The organism is Albidovulum litorale, from assembly GCF_025751495.1.
GTDB classification, from domain to species: domain Bacteria; phylum Pseudomonadota; class Alphaproteobacteria; order Rhodobacterales; family Rhodobacteraceae; genus Albidovulum; species Albidovulum litorale.
Map to the genome: position 1 here is coordinate 710,470 of NZ_JAOWKZ010000003.1, position 16,254 is coordinate 726,723.

At 64.4% G+C, this 16,254-nt stretch carries 16 protein-coding genes; 10 read left to right on the forward strand and 6 right to left on the reverse strand.

Features of this window, described 5'->3' with window-relative positions; all coding sequences use genetic code 11:
• The first annotated feature begins 23 nt into the window (after positions 1-23).
• From OEZ71_RS14415 to OEZ71_RS14460, 10 genes are all read left to right on the forward strand, one after another.
• Positions 24-1,781 (forward strand): nitrite reductase, encoded by a 1,758-nt coding sequence (locus OEZ71_RS14415; protein WP_263740690.1) that lies wholly within the window; start codon positions 24-26, stop codon positions 1,779-1,781.
• A gap of 76 nt (positions 1,782-1,857) precedes the next feature.
• Positions 1,858-2,649, forward strand: a complete 792-nt coding sequence (gene cobA / locus OEZ71_RS14420) for a uroporphyrinogen-III C-methyltransferase (RefSeq protein WP_263740691.1) — start codon at positions 1,858-1,860, stop codon at positions 2,647-2,649.
• Entirely contained in the window at positions 2,642-2,944 is a 303-nt protein-coding gene (locus tag OEZ71_RS14425) for a c-type cytochrome (protein WP_263740692.1), read from the forward strand. Before cobA ends, OEZ71_RS14425 begins: the two co-directional genes overlap by 8 nt.
• Positions 2,941-4,089: a cytochrome D1 domain-containing protein gene (locus tag OEZ71_RS14430; protein WP_263740693.1), complete on the forward strand. Its 1,149-nt coding sequence runs from the start codon at positions 2,941-2,943 to the stop codon at positions 4,087-4,089. The genes OEZ71_RS14425 and OEZ71_RS14430 overlap by 4 nt, the downstream gene beginning before the upstream one ends.
• 2 nt (positions 4,090-4,091) lie before the next feature.
• Positions 4,092-5,057: a siroheme decarboxylase subunit beta gene (gene ahbB, locus OEZ71_RS14435; RefSeq protein ID WP_263740694.1), complete on the forward strand. Its 966-nt coding sequence runs from the start codon at positions 4,092-4,094 to the stop codon at positions 5,055-5,057.
• Positions 5,054-5,527, forward strand: a complete 474-nt coding sequence (locus OEZ71_RS14440; protein ID WP_263740695.1) for an Lrp/AsnC family transcriptional regulator — start codon at positions 5,054-5,056, stop codon at positions 5,525-5,527. The genes ahbB (OEZ71_RS14435) and OEZ71_RS14440 overlap by 4 nt, the downstream gene beginning before the upstream one ends.
• The gene (gene ahbB, locus OEZ71_RS14445; protein ID WP_263740696.1) at positions 5,524-6,009 is read left to right on the forward strand and encodes a siroheme decarboxylase subunit beta; all 486 of its coding nucleotides are present in this window, start codon (positions 5,524-5,526) and stop codon (positions 6,007-6,009) included. Before OEZ71_RS14440 ends, ahbB (OEZ71_RS14445) begins: the two co-directional genes overlap by 4 nt.
• Positions 6,010-6,012: 3 nt before the next feature.
• Positions 6,013-7,221 carry a heme d1 biosynthesis radical SAM protein NirJ gene (nirJ, locus tag OEZ71_RS14450; RefSeq protein WP_263740697.1) on the forward strand — a complete coding sequence of 403 codons (1,209 nt, stop codon included), beginning with the start codon at positions 6,013-6,015 and terminating at the stop codon, positions 7,219-7,221.
• On the forward strand, positions 7,196-8,740 hold the full coding sequence (locus OEZ71_RS14455; RefSeq protein WP_263740698.1) for a nitrite reductase: 1,545 nt from the start codon (positions 7,196-7,198) through the stop codon (positions 8,738-8,740). The genes nirJ and OEZ71_RS14455 overlap by 26 nt, the downstream gene beginning before the upstream one ends.
• A complete protein-coding gene (locus OEZ71_RS14460) occupies positions 8,697-8,957 on the forward strand; it encodes a hypothetical protein (RefSeq protein WP_263740700.1) in 261 nt (86 codons plus the stop codon). Before OEZ71_RS14455 ends, OEZ71_RS14460 begins: the two co-directional genes overlap by 44 nt.
• A 34-nt stretch (positions 8,958-8,991) precedes the next feature.
• On the opposite strand, the gene OEZ71_RS14465 is transcribed toward OEZ71_RS14460, so the two are convergent.
• The 6 genes from OEZ71_RS14465 to OEZ71_RS14490 all read right to left on the reverse strand — a co-directional run bounded on the left by OEZ71_RS14465 (position 8,992) and on the right by OEZ71_RS14490 (position 16,118).
• A complete protein-coding gene (locus OEZ71_RS14465) occupies positions 8,992-9,609 on the reverse strand; it encodes a helix-turn-helix domain-containing protein (RefSeq protein ID WP_263740701.1) in 618 nt (205 codons plus the stop codon).
• A 135-nt stretch (positions 9,610-9,744) separates the two neighbouring features.
• The gene (locus OEZ71_RS14470) at positions 9,745-10,242 is read right to left on the reverse strand and encodes a sarcosine oxidase subunit gamma (RefSeq protein WP_263740702.1); all 498 of its coding nucleotides are present in this window, start codon (positions 10,240-10,242) and stop codon (positions 9,745-9,747) included.
• Entirely contained in the window at positions 10,242-13,175 is a 2,934-nt protein-coding gene (locus OEZ71_RS14475; protein ID WP_263740703.1) for a sarcosine oxidase subunit alpha family protein, read from the reverse strand. The genes OEZ71_RS14470 and OEZ71_RS14475 overlap by 1 nt, the downstream gene beginning before the upstream one ends.
• On the reverse strand, positions 13,165-13,422 hold the full coding sequence (locus tag OEZ71_RS14480; RefSeq protein ID WP_263740704.1) for a sarcosine oxidase subunit delta: 258 nt from the start codon (positions 13,420-13,422) through the stop codon (positions 13,165-13,167). Before OEZ71_RS14480 ends, OEZ71_RS14475 begins: the two co-directional genes overlap by 11 nt.
• Positions 13,423-13,426: 4 nt before the next feature.
• A complete protein-coding gene (locus OEZ71_RS14485) occupies positions 13,427-14,677 on the reverse strand; it encodes an FAD-dependent oxidoreductase (protein WP_263740705.1) in 1,251 nt (416 codons plus the stop codon).
• A 178-nt stretch (positions 14,678-14,855) separates the two neighbouring features.
• Entirely contained in the window at positions 14,856-16,118 is a 1,263-nt protein-coding gene (locus OEZ71_RS14490) for a flavin-containing monooxygenase (protein WP_263740706.1), read from the reverse strand.
• Between the last annotated feature and the right edge of the window lie 136 nt (positions 16,119-16,254).

Consider the following 16,254-nt stretch of genomic DNA (forward strand, 5'->3'; position numbering starts at 1 on the left):
CACCAGCTGAACGGAGAGATTCCATGAGACCCCAAGCCAAATCAGTCCGGGCTGTCCTTTTGGGCAGCGCCGCGCTGGCGCTTGGTCTTCTCGCCGCGCCCGTCTTCGCGCAGGAGAAGCCCAAGGATCACGCGGACGGCCCCGCGGCCGCCTACGAGCCGTCGATGACCACACTCGGCCAGTTGCAGGTCGAAATTCCGGGCCGCAAACCGGACGATCCGGTCATGACGCAGGAAGAATTCCAGCGCGGCACGCAGATTTATTTCGAGCGCTGCGCAGGCTGCCACGGCGTTCTGCGCAAGGGCGCGACGGGCAAGCCGCTGACGACCGACATCACGCGGGAAAACGGCTACGACTACCTGCACAGCTTCATCACCTACGGCTCGCCCGCAGGTATGCCGAACTGGGGCACCTCGGGCGAGATGACCGAGGAAGACGTGGACCTGATGGCCCGCTACCTGCTCTTGGAACCGCCGGCGCCGCCGGAATTCGGCATGCCGGAAATGCGGAACACCTGGAAGGTGCTGGTTGAGCCGGCTGACCGCCCGACCGAGAAGATGAACGATATCGACATCGACAACCTCATGTCGGTGACGTTGCGCGATTCCGGTCAGATCGCCCTGATCGACGGCGGAACCTATGAAATCCACGCCGTCATCGACACCGGCTATGCGGTGCATATCAGCCGCCTGTCGGCCTCTGGCCGCTATCTCTTCGTGATCGGCCGCGATGCGCTCATCAACATGATCGACCTCTGGATGGAAACGCCCGCCACGGTCGCCCAGCTCAAGATCGGGTCCGAGGCGCGGTCGGTCGAGACCTCTAAGTTCGAGGGATGGGAGGACAAATACGTGGTCGCCGGGTCCTACTGGCCGCCGCAATACGTGATCATGGACGGTGAAACGCTGGAGCCGCTGAAGGTCGTCTCCACCCGTGGCAACATCTATGACGAACAGACCTACCACCCGGAACCGCGCGTGGCCTCCATCGTCGCGTCACACTACAACCCCGAATTCATCATCAACGTGAAGGAAACGGGCAAGATTCTTCTGGTCGACTACACCGACCTGAAGAACCTCAAGACGGTGGAGATCGAGGCCGAGCGCTTCCTGCATGACGGCGGGTTCGACTCGACCAAGCGTTACTTCCTCGTGGCGGCCAACGCTCGCGGCAAGGTCGCGGTCGTCGATACCAAGGAAGACAAGCTGACGGCGCTGATCGAAACCGGCGGCGCCACGCCCCACCCGGGCCGCGGCGCGAACTTCACCCACCCCGATTTCGGTCCGGTCTGGGCGACCTCGCATCTTGGCGACGAAACCGTGGCGCTGATCGGCACCGACCCTGAGGGTCATGCCGACCATGCCTGGAAGATGGTGCAGAGCTTCTATGCCCTTGGCGGCGGATCGCTCTTCATCAAGACGCACCCGGAAAGCGACCATCTCTATGTCGATGCGCCGCTGAACCCGGATGCGGAAATCTCGTCCTCGGTCGCGGTCTTCAAGATCAGCGACATGAAGGCGGATGTTGAGCCCGAGTTCACCACCCTTCCTATCGGCGAATGGGCGGGCATTCCTGAAGGGCAGCCGCGCGTGGTGCAGCCCGAGTTCAACAAGGAAGGCACGGAGATCTGGTTCTCGGTCTGGAATGCCAAGGACAAGGAATCGGCGATCGTCGTGGTGGACGACAAGACGCTTGAACTGAAAACGGTGATCAAGGACCCGCGCCTGATCACGCCGACCGGCAAGTTCAACGTCTACAACACGCGGAACGACGTCTACTGACGCCAACCTGGACGGGCGGGGGCTCCCTAGCGTTCCCTCTCTCCCCCGCCCGTCCCTTTCGGTTCGAGTGAAGTCCATGAAAGATCTTCCCCAAGGCAAAGTCTTCCTCATCGGCGCCGGTCCGGGCGATCCTGAGCTTCTGACGCTCAAGGCGCTCCGCCTGATGCAATCCGCCGATGTGGTGGTCTTTGACCGGCTCGTATCCGATGAAATTCTCTCGCTGGTGCCCGAAAGCATCCGCCGGATCGATGTCGGCAAGATGCCGGGCTGTCACAAGGTCACGCAGGACAAGATCAACGAGATATTGGTCAATCTGGCGCGGGACGGCCTGACGGTCGTCCGGCTCAAAGGCGGCGACCCGCTGATCTTCGCGCGCGGCTCAGAAGAGGCCGAGGTGTTGCGGGATGCAGGTATTTCCGTCACTTACGTTCCAGGCATCACCGCCGCTCAGGGGGCCGCGTCGTCAACCGGCGTACCACTGACCCATCGCGGACTGGCCACCGGCGTGCGTTATGTCACCGGCCATCGCGCCAAGGATGCGCGGCTCGACCTCGACTGGGAATCGCTGGCGTCCGAGGAAACGACATTGGTCGTCTATATGGGCGCGGCCAATATCGCCGAGATTGCCTTCCAGCTTATGCGCCACGGACTGCCCGCAAAGGTGCCGGTCATGGCGGTCGCCTCGGCCACGACACCCCGCGAACAGCGCATCCTTTCGACCCTTGGCGGTATCGCGGCCGATATCGCGACGGCCGAACCCGAGGCGCCGGTTCTCTTTGTCATCGGCAACGTCGTGTCGCTTTACGACAGCATCGCGCTGGCCGATGCGCTGGCCTGCGACGGCGCCGGGATGGCTGCCTATGCGTAGCCTCGCCGCCCTTCTGATGCTAAGCCTGCCCGCAGTGGCAGAGGTCAGCCCGGAACGGGCCGATAAACTTGAACACATGGTCATTCAGGATTGCGGGTCCTGCCACGGACTGACGATGAAGGGCGGGCTTGGCTCGCCACTCACGCCCGACGTGCTGGCCCATGCCGAACCCGAAGGCCTCGCGCTGATCATCCTCGACGGCGTGCCCGGCACGGCGATGCCGCGCTGGCGGCCTGTACTGAGCGAGGATGAGGCTTTGTGGATTGCCCGCTATCTGAAGGGAGATACCGAATGAAGGCGCTGATCGCCGCCCTGATGCTGAGCGTTGCGACCCCCGTCTGGGCGGGCGAGCCCTGCTGCGCGACAGGCGATCTGGGCCTTGTCATCGAACGCGCCACCGGTTCGGTTCTGGTCATCGACCGTTCCGACCGGGCCGCCATCGGCCGGATCGAGGGGCTGGGCGACCTCAGCCATGCGAGCCTGACCTACAGCCCCGATGAACGCTTTGCCTATGTCTTTGGCCGTGACGGCGGACTGACCAAGATCGACATGCTGACCCGCACGGTCGCCAAGCGCATCGTGCAGGGCGGCAATTCGATCGGCGGTGCGATTTCCGACGATGGCAGGTTGATCGCCGTATCGAACTATGAACCCGGCGGGGTGAAGGTCTTCGACGCCGAAACACTCGACCAGATCGCCGACATCCCGGCAGGCGCCAAGACCATCGGCCTTGTCGATGTGCCCGGCCGCCGTTTCGCCTGGGCAACGTGGGAGACGGGTGAAGCCTTCATGGCTGATTTCTCCGGGCCGGAGATGAAACTGACCAAGCTCGGCGATGTCGGCGCCAACCCGTTCGACGCGGTGCTGACCGAGGACGCGAGCACCTATCTGATCGGGCTTTTCGGGGAAAAGGGTGTGACCGCCATCGACCTCTGGGACGATCAGCCAGAACCTGTGCGGTTTCTAGAGGACTATGGCAAGACCGAAGACGACCTGCCGGTCTACAAGATGCCCCATCTTCAGGGCTGGGCCTTCACCGAAGGGCAATATGTCCTGCCCGCCGTGGGCCAGTACGAATTGCTCTGGGTCGACAGCGACACGTTGCAGGAAGTCGCCCGCACCCCGACCCATGGCCAGCCCGTCTTCATCATCGCGCAGCCCGCCTCTCCCTATGTCTGGGTGAACTTCGCCACGCCACTGAACGACACCGTGCAGGTCATCGACAGCCGCACCCATGAAGTCGTCAAGACCCTGACCCCCGGCGCCGCAGTCCTCCATATGGAGTTCGCGCCGAGGGGGGCAGAGGTCTGGATCTCGGCCCGCGACGACAACACCGTCGCGATCTACGACACGCGCTCCTTCGAACGTGTGGGAGAGATCGCCGCCGACAGCCCCTCGGGCATCTTCTTCACCGCGCGCGCGCACCGGACGGGGCTCTGACAATGAATGGCCGTGACCCCATCGACGCCCGTCTCCTCGACGAGTTCCAGCGCGACATGCCGCTGGTGGAGCGGCCGTTCGCGGCGATGGCAGGCACTCTCGGCATTCCAGAGACGGAGGTGATCGAACGGCTGGCGCGGTTAAAGCAGGAAGGCGCGGTGGCACGGGTCGGCGCGACGGTGCGCCCCAATACCGCCGGCGCCTCGACACTGGCCGCGATGAAGGTGCCGGATGCCCGGATCGATGAGGTTGCGGCCCTCGTGAACGCCGAGCCGGGCGTCAATCACTCCTATCTGCGCGAAGATGAATGGAACCTCTGGTTCGTCGCGACCGCGCCCGATTCCGCCGCGCTTGAGGTGAGCCTTAAGCGCCTCGATGCCCGTACCGGGTTGCGGTTGCTTGATCTCAGGCTCGTGCGCGCCTTCAATATCGACCTCGGTTTCCGCCTCTCCGGCGCCCGTCATGCCATGCCGCCTGACAGCGGTGTCCGGCCTATCGACCTGTCGGACGAGGATCGCGCCCTGCTGGCTGGCCTCTCGCACGGGCTGCCGCTGGTGCCCCGCCCCTTCGCGGCGCTCGGCCTGACCGAAGCGGAGGCGTTGTCGCGTATCGCCACGCTTCTCCATTCCCGCGTGATCACACGGCTCGGCGTGATCGTGCGCCACCGCCCGCTGGGCTGGACAGCCAATGCCATGGTCGTCTGGGACCTGCCCGACGACCGTATCCCGGCGGCAGGCGCGGCACTTTCGGCGCTGCCCGGCGTGACGCTTTGCTATCAGCGCCTGACTGTGCCGGGTGTCTGGCCCTATGCTCTTTATTCCATGATCCACGGCCGCAGCCGACCCGAGGCGCTGGCCGTTCTGGATCAGGCGCGCGCGCTTCCCGAACTGGCGGGCGCGACGGCGAAGCCGCTCTTCTCCACCCGCTGCTTCAAGCAGACCGGCGCATTGATCAGGGCGGCGGCATGAGACGCGCGGCGCTTCCAGATGACGCACTTGATGAGGTCGACCGCGCCGTATTGAACCGCCTGCAGGATGGATTGCCGATCACCCACAGGCCCTTCGCCGACGCCGCAACCGCGCTGGGTCTTTCCGAAACCGATCTCATCGATCGCATCGCCCATCTCAGGGAGATCGGCGCGATCACGCGGTTCGGTCCATTTTACGACGCCGAAGCGATGGGCGGCGCCTTTTGCCTCTGTGCGATGGCGGTGCCTGCCGAGCGCTTCGACGACGTCGTGACTTTGGTCAATGCCCATGCCGAGGTGGCGCATAATTATGAACGCACCCACCGGCTGAACATGTGGTTCGTGCTAGCGACCGACCGGCCGGAGGGGATCGAACGGGTGGCGCAGGAAATCGAGGCCGAAACCGGGCTCCCTGTCCTGCTCTTCCCGAAACTGAAGGAATTCTTCATAGGTTTCCGGGTTACGGCATGACCATCGACGCGACAGACCGGCGCCTCATCAACGCCACCCAGAGCGGCCTGCCGCTGACGCCCGAGCCCTTTGCCGAGATCGCGAGTTGGCTCGGCCTGACCGAGGACGAGGTGATCGACCGGCTGTCCGCCATGCAGGCGCGTGGCGTGATCAGGCGCATCGCGCTGGCGCCCAACCACTACGCGCTCGGCGTCACGGCAAACGGGATGAGCGTCTGGGACGTTGCCGACGACCAGGCCGAAACGCTCGGCGCGAAGGTCGGCGCGCTCGACTATGTCAGCCATTGCTACCTGCGCCCGCGCGCCCTGCCCGACTGGCCCTACAACCTCTTTGCAATGATCCATGGCCGCGACCGCGCCGAGGTCGAGGCGAAGCGCAAAGAGATCGCCGCCCTGCTCGGCGATGCCTGCCGGGCGCGTGAAATCCTCTATTCCACGCGCATCCTGAAGAAGACCGGACTCAGGCTGAAGGAAGGAAGCTGACCGATGTTCCGCCTCACGCAATACATGCACGAACTCGTCGTGCCCACGCCCGTCCGCCGCCGCTCCGGTCCGGTCAAGCCCGTGGTCATCTGGAACCTCACGCGCCGCTGCAACCTGCGTTGCAGACATTGCTATACGACCTCCGCTGACGTGCCGTTCCCGGGCGAGTTGACCCACGAACAGGCGATGGGCGTTCTGGACGACCTCTCGGCCTTCCGCATCCCCGCGCTGATCCTCTCGGGCGGCGAGCCGCTTTCCCGCTTCGATTTCTTTGAACTTGCCGAGCGCGCCCGCGCGCTGAATTTTCGTCATCTCAGCCTGTCGACCAACGGCACGAAGGTCGCCGAGCACGCCGACCGCATCGCCGACCTCGGCTTCGACTATGTCGGTATCTCGCTCGACGGGATCGGTAAGGTAAACGACTGGTTCCGGGGCGTCGAGGGCGCCTTCGACGACGCGCTGGCCGGGGTCCGCGCCTGCAAGGCAAAGGATGTGAAGGTCGGCCTTCGCTTCACGATCACAGAGGACAATGCCCATACACTCACGGACATGCTTGACCTCTGCGAGGGCGAAGGGGTGGACAAGTTCTACCTCTCGCACCTCGTCTATGCCGGACGCGGTGACAAGCACCGGGGCGAAGATACCGCCCATGCGCGAACCCGCGCGACGATGGATGTCTTGATCGAGCACGCCTGGGACGCGATCGAAAATGACCGGCCGCTGGAGATCGTGACCGGCAACAACGACGCCGACGCCGTCTGGTTCCTGCGTTGGGCGGAAGAGCGGTTCGCACCCGAAAAGGTCGCCCATCTCCGCGATCACCTCGAAGCCTGGGGCGGCAATTCCTCGGGCCTCGGCGTCGCCAATATCGACCCGCAAGGCAAGGTTCACCCCGATACATATTGGTCGGACTACACCGTGGGCAGCGTGAAGGAGACGCCATTCTCCACGCTCTGGACCGGCGACGACCCGATGCTGGCGACGCTCCGCCAGCGCCCGCGTCCCTTGAAAGGCCGCTGCGGGGCCTGCGCGTTCAAGGCCGTTTGTGGCGGCAATACCCGCATCCGCGCGCTTCAGGTTACGGGCGATCCATGGGCCGAGGATCCGGCCTGCTACATGACCAATGCAGAAATCGGCTTGGACGAAGCCGAACGACTGACCGTCACGCCCTTCCGCGGGAAAAGCCATGATCCGGCTCATCGTTTCCTTTAGCCTTCTCGCCTCCGCAGCCTTCGCCGCACCGGACGGGGCCATGATCTACGCCGATCAATGCGCCTCCTGCCACGCAGAAACCCGACTCGGCGGCACGGGGCCCGCGTTGATCCCCGAAAGCTTGGGCCGTCTGAAGGGGGACAAGCTGGAGGCCGTCATCGCGGATGGACGCGCGATGACCCAGATGCCGTCCTTCAGGGCAACGCTCGCGCCCGAAGAGGTCGCCGCGGTCGCCGCCTACGTTTCCGCGCCGCTTGCCGCACCGGCGGTCTGGACCGCAGACGAGATCACCGCCAGCCGAGAAATGAACCCCGACTATGTCGCCGCCCCGGCGCCGGTCTTCACCGCCGATCCGATGAACATCACGCTCGTCGTCGAAACCGGCGATAGCCATATTTCGGTACTCGACGGCGACACGTTCGAAGTGCTCGACCGGTTCGAAACCCCCTTTGCCGTCCATGGCGGCCCGAAATTCTCGCCGGACGGCCGTTATGTCTTCGTCATGTCGCGCGACGGCTGGGTGCAGAAATACGATATCTGGTCGCTGCACGAGGTTGGCCGCATCCGCGCCGGCCTGAACAGCCGCAACATCGCGATGAGCCATGACGGCAAATGGCTTGCAGTGGCGAATTATCTGCCCGCAACACTGACGATCCTTTCAACCGACGACCTGTCCATCGCCAATGTGAGGGAGGTGACGGGCCGCGACGGCACACCGAGCCGCGTTTCGGCCGTATACCAAGCCCCTGACCGTAAATCCTTCATCCTTGCGCTCAAGGACGTGCCGGAGATCTGGGAAATCGCCACCGATCCCGATGCCGGTCCCTATCACGATGGGTTCGTGCACAGCCACGAGGCGGGGATGGAGGAATCGCTTGCCGCCGAGAAAGGGCTTTTCGCCCGCAGGCGCATCGACGTGTCCGCGCCGCTCGACGATTTCTTCTTCGACCCACGCTATCGCAACCTGATCGGCGCCAATCGCGACGGCGAAACCGGCGTCGTCGTCAACCTCATCGTCGGGCGCGAGATCGCGAGCCTGCCGCTGCCCGGCATGCCGCATCTCGGCTCGGGCATCAGCTGGCTCCGCGACGGTCGCCGCCTGATGGCGGTGCCGCATCTGAACGAGGGTCGGATCAGCGTGATCGACATGGCCGACTGGAGACTCGTCAAGACGATCGAAACTTCGGGGCCCGGCTTCTTCCTGCGGTCGCATGACGGCACGCCCTATTTCTGGGCCGATGTCTTCACCGGACCGAACAAGGGTCAGATGCATATCATCCACAAGGAAACGCTTGAGGTGGTGAAGGTGCTGACGCCTGAGCCCGGAAAGACCGTCGCCCACACCGAATTCACCAAGGACGGGCGCCATACTCTTGTGTCCATCTGGGAGCAGGACGGCGCGGTCATCGTCTTTGACGCGAAGACACTGACCGAGGTCAAACGCCTGCCGATGGTCAAGCCTTCGGGGAAATACAATGTCTGGAACAAGATCACCTTCGAAGACGGCACCAGCCACTGAAAGCCTCTGGAAGCTCGGGGCGATCCTCTGGCCCTTCGTGGCCGGAGCGGTGGCGATCAATGTCTTCCTTCTGGGGCTGATCTTCCATTCCGCCGGATGGTCAAACGCCATTTCCCCGGTCGCATCCCTTCTCTGGGCGCTGCCGCTGTCGGTTCCCGCCACCTGGCTGGCAGCCCGCTGGGTTCGGGGGCTGATCCGTGAGGCCGAAGGTCGGTAGAGTCCCGGTTGGCGGACGATACTGCGATTCCGGATTACGCCGGGGTGGCCGAGACAGTCACGAACGTCACGCTTTCCGTCCGCACCGATGTCACGCCATGGCGAAGCTGGGCATCGAAGCTGAGGCTGTCGCCGGTACCGACTTCGTATTCGGTGCCGCCGCAGGAATAGATGCACGCCCCCTCGACGACCGTCAGAAAGACATAGCCACGTCCGAAATAGACCGGATGCGTGCCGTCATCTTCGCGGCGCAGGGTGACGCGGGCGGCCGAGAATGTCAGCGCGTTATCGGCGAACTTCGCCAGCAGCCGGTAATCGTGCACATGATCCGGGGCAAAGCGTTTCGCCGCAACCCCCTCTCCTGCCTTGACGAAGTGGATGTCGGCGGTCTGGATCGTGTGCTGAAAAAACGAGATCACCGGAACCGAAAGTGCCTTCGCCAAGGCCTCCAGCGTCGACAGCGAGGGCGAGACCTGCGCGTTCTCGATGCGCGAGATCATGGCCGAGGACACGCCTGAGGCACGGCCCAGGTCGCGGATGGCGAGGCCAGCGGCAATACGCTGCCGCCGCAGTGCTAGCGCCACTGCGCCACCGATACCCAATGGGTCCTGAAACGCGACGATCTCTTCAGGGGCATCTTCGCTGTCGGTCATCTGCCCTCCGTTCCGTTTCCCGCTCGATCAGCCGTAACATGGCCCTGCCGAGTCATGAAACCAGTTATATGGCCTTGGCTCCCTGACGGGTCATTCCCCGCCGCTACCAGTCCCTTACCCTACATGGATCGGCAATCAGGTGCAGGCAAGTCGAAGGCTCTCTTCGAACCAATCTGCATAACTCCGATCCACCGCGATCTCATATCCGGCCGCAATCGTGCGGATGGCTGACCGGATGCCAAATGCCTCTGTCCAAGACGCGCCATCCGGCGGAAAGCTGTCGGGATGAAGGTCGAGCGGGGTGGCCACCGCCATGACTTCGGCCACATCGGGTCCGGTCACGGCGAAGAAGGTCAGCGTGTCGGATACAGGGGTAATCGAGAGATCAACAGGCACCTTGTCCGCGCGAAGCGCCGTGGCCAGCGCCGCTTCCTCGGCCAGCGGCGCCATCAGCAGCCAGCGATCGGGACCCGTCCAATGAAGACCGCGATCGGCTGCTTCCGTCCGGCTGTTCGGACGGCCCGGGAAGGGGGGCAACGCCGTGCCGCACCATTTTTCAAGCGCCGCTGCCCTGCCTTTCAGATCGAAAAGGGCGCGCAGCGGTAGACGGGTAATGGTGACGTCATAAGGCATTAGGACCGCAACCTTTCCCCCTTGGGGTCGTGGAATACGGGATCGGAAAGTTCCACCTCGATCACCTCATCGGGCAGGCGCACATGCGCGCGCCCTCCGATACGGGCACGCCCGTCGGTCAGCAGGGCAAGGCCAAGCCAGCGGTTCTCCACGACGGACCAGACACAGGCGGTGACGAAACCCTCCGTTGCTTCCTTTCGCCCGCCGGGCGTCAGCGGCGCGCCTTCGGGTACTTGACGGTTCGGATCGAGCGGGCGGATGCCCACCAATTCCCGGCGCGACCTGCCTGATGCGCGGCGCAGCTCCACCGACCGTTTACCGACGAAGTCGTCCTTCTTCCGCGACATGACCCAGGACATGCCAAGGTCATGGGGATCGACAGTGCCATCGACCTCGTGACCCAGCGAAAGAAACCCCTTCTCGACCCTCAGCACATGGTTTGCCTCGGATCCGATTGGCGCGATATCGAAGGGCGCACCTGCCACCATCGCGGCCTCCCACAAGGCAGGCAGGTCGCGGGGGCGGACATTCACCTCAAACGACAACTCGCCCGTGAAGGACACGCGCACCACCCGCGCGGGCAGGTCCGCCACCTGACCGTCACGGAAGGCCATGAAGGGGAAAGCATCGGGCGAAAGGTCGATATCGCTGCCCATCGCGGCCATCACCTCGCGCGCCTTCGGGCCGCAGATCGTGGCATTGGCCCATTGGCTGGTGACATTGGTGATCTTCACCCGCCAGTCCGGCCGCTCAATCTGAAGGAGCTTTTCCATATACTGCCCGACCGGGTCGGCATTGCCGGTAGAGGTCGATATCAGAAACCGGTCCGGCGCCAGACAGACCGCCACGCCATCATCGAGAATGAGGCCATCATCGGTCAGCATGAGGCCGTAGCGGCCGTTGCCGACCGTCAGGCTGGACATGACATTGGTATAGATCCAATCGAGGAAGGCGCCCGCATCCGGCCCCTTGATCTCGTATTTGCCAAGCGGCGCACCGTCATAGATGCCGACGCCCTCGCGCACACACCGCGCCTCACGGTTCACCGTGTCCTGAAAGCTTTCACCCGCGCGCGGATAATAGCCCGGCCGCCGCCAGCGCGCGCCCGCCTCATACATCACCGCGCCGTTGTCCTTGTGCCACCGGGTCAGCGGTGTGTGCCGGTAAGGCAGAACGACCGGACCCGCCCGCCGCCCGGCGATGGCGCCGAATTCGACCGGCGTGTAGGGCGGGCGGAAAGTGGTGACGCCGACCTGATCTGGCGTGATGCCCTGCCGCTCAGCCACCGCCCCGATGATGTTCACATTACCGGTCTTGCCCTGATCGATCCCCATGCCACCGGTCGTATAGCGTTTGAGATGCTCGATATTCGAATAGCCCTCGCGCAAAGCCAGTTCGATATCGGCCACGGTCACGTCGTTCTGGATGTCGAGAAACGCCTTCGCCCCGGCGCCGGACGCGGTCCAAAACGGCGTGACCGTATAGGGCGTATCGTCAGTCTCCGGCAGGGCCGGAACGTCGCTCCTCTGCCCGAGTGCGGCCAGTGCCGCGACCGCCCGTGCCGCCCCTTCGGCGAGCGCATCCCCAAGCCCCATCGCCCCGTTCGCGGCCCCCGCTGCCAGCACGGCCTGCGCCGGTTCGGCGGGCACGAAGCTGGCGATCCGCTTATCCCAGACAATCTTGCTGCGCGATTGCGAATAAAGATGCACGGCAGGGTTCCAGCCGCCGGACACGGCAAGCAGGTCGCAGGGCATCCGCCGGGCCGTGCCGCCGATGCAGGGCGCAATCGAAACGCCACGGACCCGGCCTCTGCCATGAACCGAGGTGACCGCCTGTCCGGCATGAACCGCGATATCTGGCACCAGCGCCATGGCATGGTCGGGAACGGCAGCGCGGCTGTCGACGATGGCCGCGATCCCGACACCCCCCTGCGCCAGATCGGCGGCAGCGGCATAGGCGCTGTCATTGTTGGTGAAGATCACGGCGCGGCTGCCGGGCCGCACCGCCCAGCGATTGACATAAGCCTGCGCGGCAGAGGCGAGCATCACGCCGGGCCGGTCGTTGCCCTGAAACACCATCATGCGCTCGATAGCGCCCGTGGCGGTGATCGCCTGCCCGGCCCTGACCCTCCAGTTGCGACCCAGCAGGGACGGGTTCCCGGGCGCGCGTTCCTGCACCATCAACAGGTTGTGCTCGCGATAGGCCCAGACGGTCGCGTTCTGCAGGTGGGTGACATTCTCCATCCCGGCAAGCTCTGCCACAGCCGCCGCGACCCAATCCTTCGCGGGCTGGCCCCCAATGGTCAGATTGCGGTTCAGAAGCGCCCCGCCCGCCTCCGTCCCCTCGTCGGCGATGAACACTCGCGCGCCCGCGCGCCCTGCGACCAGAGCCGCCATCAGCCCGGCGGGCCCGGCCCCGGCGATCAGGATATCGGCATGGGCATGGCGCGACTCGTAGGCGCGTTCCGGCGGCTCCTTCGGCGCGCCGGCCAGACCTGCTAAGCGGCGAATGGACGGCTCATAGAGATGCCAGTCCGGCCATTTGAAGGTCTTGTAGTAGAAGCCCGCCGGGATCAGTCGGGCAAAAAGCTGATTGACCGCGCCAAGGTCCAGCCTTGCCGACGGCCATGCATTGACCGACCGCGCCGCCAGCCCTTCAATCAGGGGCACCGTGGTGGCAGGGCGGTTGCCCGAGGCCACATCGCCCTCAAGCTCCACCAGCACCGCTGGTTCTTCCACCCCCGCACCCATAATGCCGCGCGGGCGGTGGTACTTGAAGCTGCGCGCGGCAATCCGCACGCCATTGGCCAGCAGGGCCGAGGCGAGCGTATCGCCCGCAAAGCCCTGATAGTCCCGCCCGTCGAAGCGGAAACGCAGCGGCCGCGACCGGTCGATGCGACCGCCATCGGCCAGACGATGCGGGTCAGCGGCCAAGGCGCACCTCCGTGATCTCATGCGTCACGGTGTGGCGACGGATCGTCAGCCAGGCGCCGCAGCCGCGGGAATGCCACCAGCGCTCCTCGACCGGGCCCATCGGATTGGGCGGCACGGTCACCCAGTCGACCCAGTCTGCGTCGCTCACGGCCCCCGGATCGGCCGGGCGCGGGGCCAGCGCCGGGCCGCCATAGGTGAACTCGGTCTCGTTCCTCGGGCCGCAGAAGGGACAGTCGATCAGCAGCATCGCATCACCTCGCCGTCGTCGTGCCGGTCTCGACCACGTAGTCTAGCGTACGGAATCGGTTCAGTCCGAAGGGCGCGATCAGCGGATCGGGTCGCCCGGTGGCGATCAGATGGGCAAGCCCCGCGCCACCCGCCGGGATTGCCTTGTAGCCGCCCCACCAGCCCGCCGAAACGATGAGCCCCGGAATGTCGGTCATCGAGACAATCGGGCTCGCATCATGCGCCATGTCGAGATGCCCGCCCCATTGCCGCATCAGCTTCAGCCGGGCGAAGGCGGGGAACAATTCCAGAAGCGAAGCGACCGTATCCTCGAAGACTGCCTGCTTGATGTCGCGGCGGAAGGATTGACCCAGATCGGTCGCCCCGCCGATCACCAGTTCGCCCTTGTCGGACTGGCTGAGGTAGACGCCTAGATCGGGGCAGTTGACGATGACATCGACGACGGGCTTGACGGGTTCCGACACGAAGGCGGTCAGGTTGATCGTCCGCAGCGGCAGGCGCAGCCCAACCGTCTCGGTCAGGGTCGTCGTGTGGCCCGAAACGGCCAAAGCCACAGTCTTCGCCCGGACCGTACCGCGCGGCGTCTCTACGCCTTCGATGACGCCATCGGCCCCGCGCAGAAGCCGCGTTACCGGTGTCTGCTGATGGATGGACACCCCCATCGCGCTCGCCGCGCGGGCATAACCCCAGGCAACCGCGTCATGCCGGTTCACGGCAGCGTCGGTATGGACCGAAGCGCCGAGGATCGGTAACCGGCTCTCCGCCCCGCCGCCGGTCAGCGCGGGCACTCGGCGGCGCAGTTCGGCAACCGAAATGTCCTCGTAGGCCGACCCGTAAATGTCCATGATCAGCCGCCGCCGCCGCCGGTCGCGCACCATGCCCCAAGTCTGCAGCACATCGATCATCGTGCGTTTGGAATGCATCATGTTGAAATTCAGGTCGCGCGTGAGCCGGTCGTACATCGCCACCGACTTCACATAGAACGGGATCGACTCGTCGCGCATATAGTTCGAGCGGATCGTGACCGTATTGCGCGCGACATTGCCCCCGCCGAGCCAGCCCGCCTCCAGAACGGCGACATCGGTCAGCCCATGTTCCTTCGCCAGATAATAGGCCGCCGCCAGCCCATGCCCGCCCGCACCCACGATGATCGCCTGATACCGGTCCCGCAGCGGCCGGCTCCGCCATGCCGGTGCCCAGCCCCGGTGACCGCGTAGCGCATGACGGAAGAGGGATAGGGCGGAATACCGTTGCATGATGGTAATGATGTTTATCTATAATTACCAATCGCGCAATGGGGGAGATTTTCGGGAATTATGGGTCGGGCATGCCAATCTGCACACAAGTTGCCGGGCATTGGCTCTGTTCAGCTTGCAATGCTGACATTACTTCCGTTTGGACATTACCCCCTTGCGCGACCGGCAGCAGCGCAGTCTATGTGCTTTCGGAAGCAGGGCGATAGGCGGCATAGGCCAGTTGGATCGCGATTTGATCTGCGATGAACCGTGCGTCGTGCCAAACACCCCAGATGAAGGACGATCCGCGCCGGGACAGCCACGGCAGTCCGAGGAAATAGACGCCTGGTTCCGTCGAAACACCACGCCGGTGGTCAGGCTGCCCGTTCTCATCAAACGCATCGACCTGCAGCCACCCATAATCCAGCGTGAAACCGGTCGCCCAGATCACGGACGAAATCCCTGCCCCCGCCAGATCAAGCTCCCGGATGGGGTTGGTCAGGCAGTCCGGGTCGGGCCTGAGATCGCGCGCGGCTGGGTCAGGCGGAAAGTCAAGCCCGTGACGCGCGACATAGGCGTCGGCTTCATCGAGAACCGACAGGTAGTTCCGGTCCCCCCTTTCGATGTTGCGCCTGAGGTCGTCGGAAAATCTCAGGACGCCGTCCTCATAGGCCGAGGTCCGGCCGACGAGCGTGATGCCCGACGCCGCGAAACGCCGGAAATCCACGGTCTGGCCGCCATTCGCGCCGCTGATCGCGACGGTGACATGTTCCGTGCCGGGGGCCGGCGTCTGCAGGTCCCATTTACCAAGCACACCCAGCCACCAGACGAAATCACGCCCGCGATAGCTGCGCGGCGTCCGGTCATGCGGGCCGACGGACAGATAGACCTTGCGTCCGGCCGCCATCAGTTCCTCGGCGATCTGCGCGCCGGAAGACCCTGCCCCGACCACCATCACCGCACCTTCGGGCAGTTGCGACGGATTGCGATAGGCGGCGGAGTGGATCTGCGTCACCGCTGCGTCAGGCGGGATCAGGTTCGGAATGACCGGCACCTGAAACGGCCCGGTCGCGGCAACGACATGACCCGCTTGCAGGGTGCCTTCCGATGTCTCCACCTCGAATCCGCTCTTGCCTTCGACTTTGCGGACCCGCGTCACCTCGACCCCGCAACGGACCGGCGCGCCAATCTTGCTTGCATAGGCCTCGAAATAGTCGGCGACGGCCTCTTTTGGAACGAACTCATCCGGGTCATGCGTCGTGAATTCCATGCCGGGAAAGCGGTCATGCCAGGCAGGACCGTTGGCCACAAGCGAATCCCACCTTTCGCTGCGCCAGCGCTCCGCGATGCGGCTGCGTTCAAGCACGACATGGCTGATGCCATGGGCCCCGAGATGTTCGCTCATCGCGATCCCGGCCTGGCCGCCACCGACGACCACCACATCGACGTTTTCCGGTATCATTGGCGTTGTTTCCTGTTTCGGCCCATAGTTTCGCGCAGGCTCGGGTGATGGACCTTAGACAGTTCACTTGGTCGCTGAAAATACGGAATGCCACAGCACTGATTAGGCATTGCCTAAAGCCGAACGCACTCTAAGG

What these genes read in the sequence shown, in the direction of transcription:
- cobA (WP_263740691.1), top strand. Translation starts at nt 1,858, where the DNA reads ATGAAAGATCTTCCCCAAGGCAAAGTCTTCCTCATCGGCGCCGGTCCG.
- nirJ (WP_263740697.1), top strand. Translation starts at nt 6,013, where the DNA reads ATGTTCCGCCTCACGCAATACATGCACGAACTCGTCGTGCCCACGCCC.
- OEZ71_RS14460 (WP_263740700.1), top strand. Translation starts at nt 8,697, where the DNA reads ATGTCTGGAACAAGATCACCTTCGAAGACGGCACCAGCCACTGAAAGC.
- ahbB (WP_263740694.1), top strand. Translation starts at nt 4,092, where the DNA reads ATGAATGGCCGTGACCCCATCGACGCCCGTCTCCTCGACGAGTTCCAG.
- OEZ71_RS14425 (WP_263740692.1), top strand. Translation starts at nt 2,642, where the DNA reads ATGCGTAGCCTCGCCGCCCTTCTGATGCTAAGCCTGCCCGCAGTGGCA.
- OEZ71_RS14440 (WP_263740695.1), top strand. Translation starts at nt 5,054, where the DNA reads ATGAGACGCGCGGCGCTTCCAGATGACGCACTTGATGAGGTCGACCGC.
- ahbB (WP_263740696.1), top strand. Translation starts at nt 5,524, where the DNA reads ATGACCATCGACGCGACAGACCGGCGCCTCATCAACGCCACCCAGAGC.
- OEZ71_RS14430 (WP_263740693.1), top strand. Translation starts at nt 2,941, where the DNA reads ATGAAGGCGCTGATCGCCGCCCTGATGCTGAGCGTTGCGACCCCCGTC.
- OEZ71_RS14415 (WP_263740690.1), top strand. Translation starts at nt 24, where the DNA reads ATGAGACCCCAAGCCAAATCAGTCCGGGCTGTCCTTTTGGGCAGCGCC.
- OEZ71_RS14480 (WP_263740704.1), bottom strand. Translation starts at nt 13,422, where the DNA reads ATGCTGCTGATCGACTGTCCCTTCTGCGGCCCGAGGAACGAGACCGAG.
- OEZ71_RS14470 (WP_263740702.1), bottom strand. Translation starts at nt 10,242, where the DNA reads ATGCCTTATGACGTCACCATTACCCGTCTACCGCTGCGCGCCCTTTTC.
- OEZ71_RS14490 (WP_263740706.1), bottom strand. Translation starts at nt 16,118, where the DNA reads ATGATACCGGAAAACGTCGATGTGGTGGTCGTCGGTGGCGGCCAGGCC.
- OEZ71_RS14455 (WP_263740698.1), top strand. Translation starts at nt 7,196, where the DNA reads ATGATCCGGCTCATCGTTTCCTTTAGCCTTCTCGCCTCCGCAGCCTTC.
- OEZ71_RS14485 (WP_263740705.1), bottom strand. Translation starts at nt 14,677, where the DNA reads ATGCAACGGTATTCCGCCCTATCCCTCTTCCGTCATGCGCTACGCGGT.
- OEZ71_RS14465 (WP_263740701.1), bottom strand. Translation starts at nt 9,609, where the DNA reads ATGACCGACAGCGAAGATGCCCCTGAAGAGATCGTCGCGTTTCAGGAC.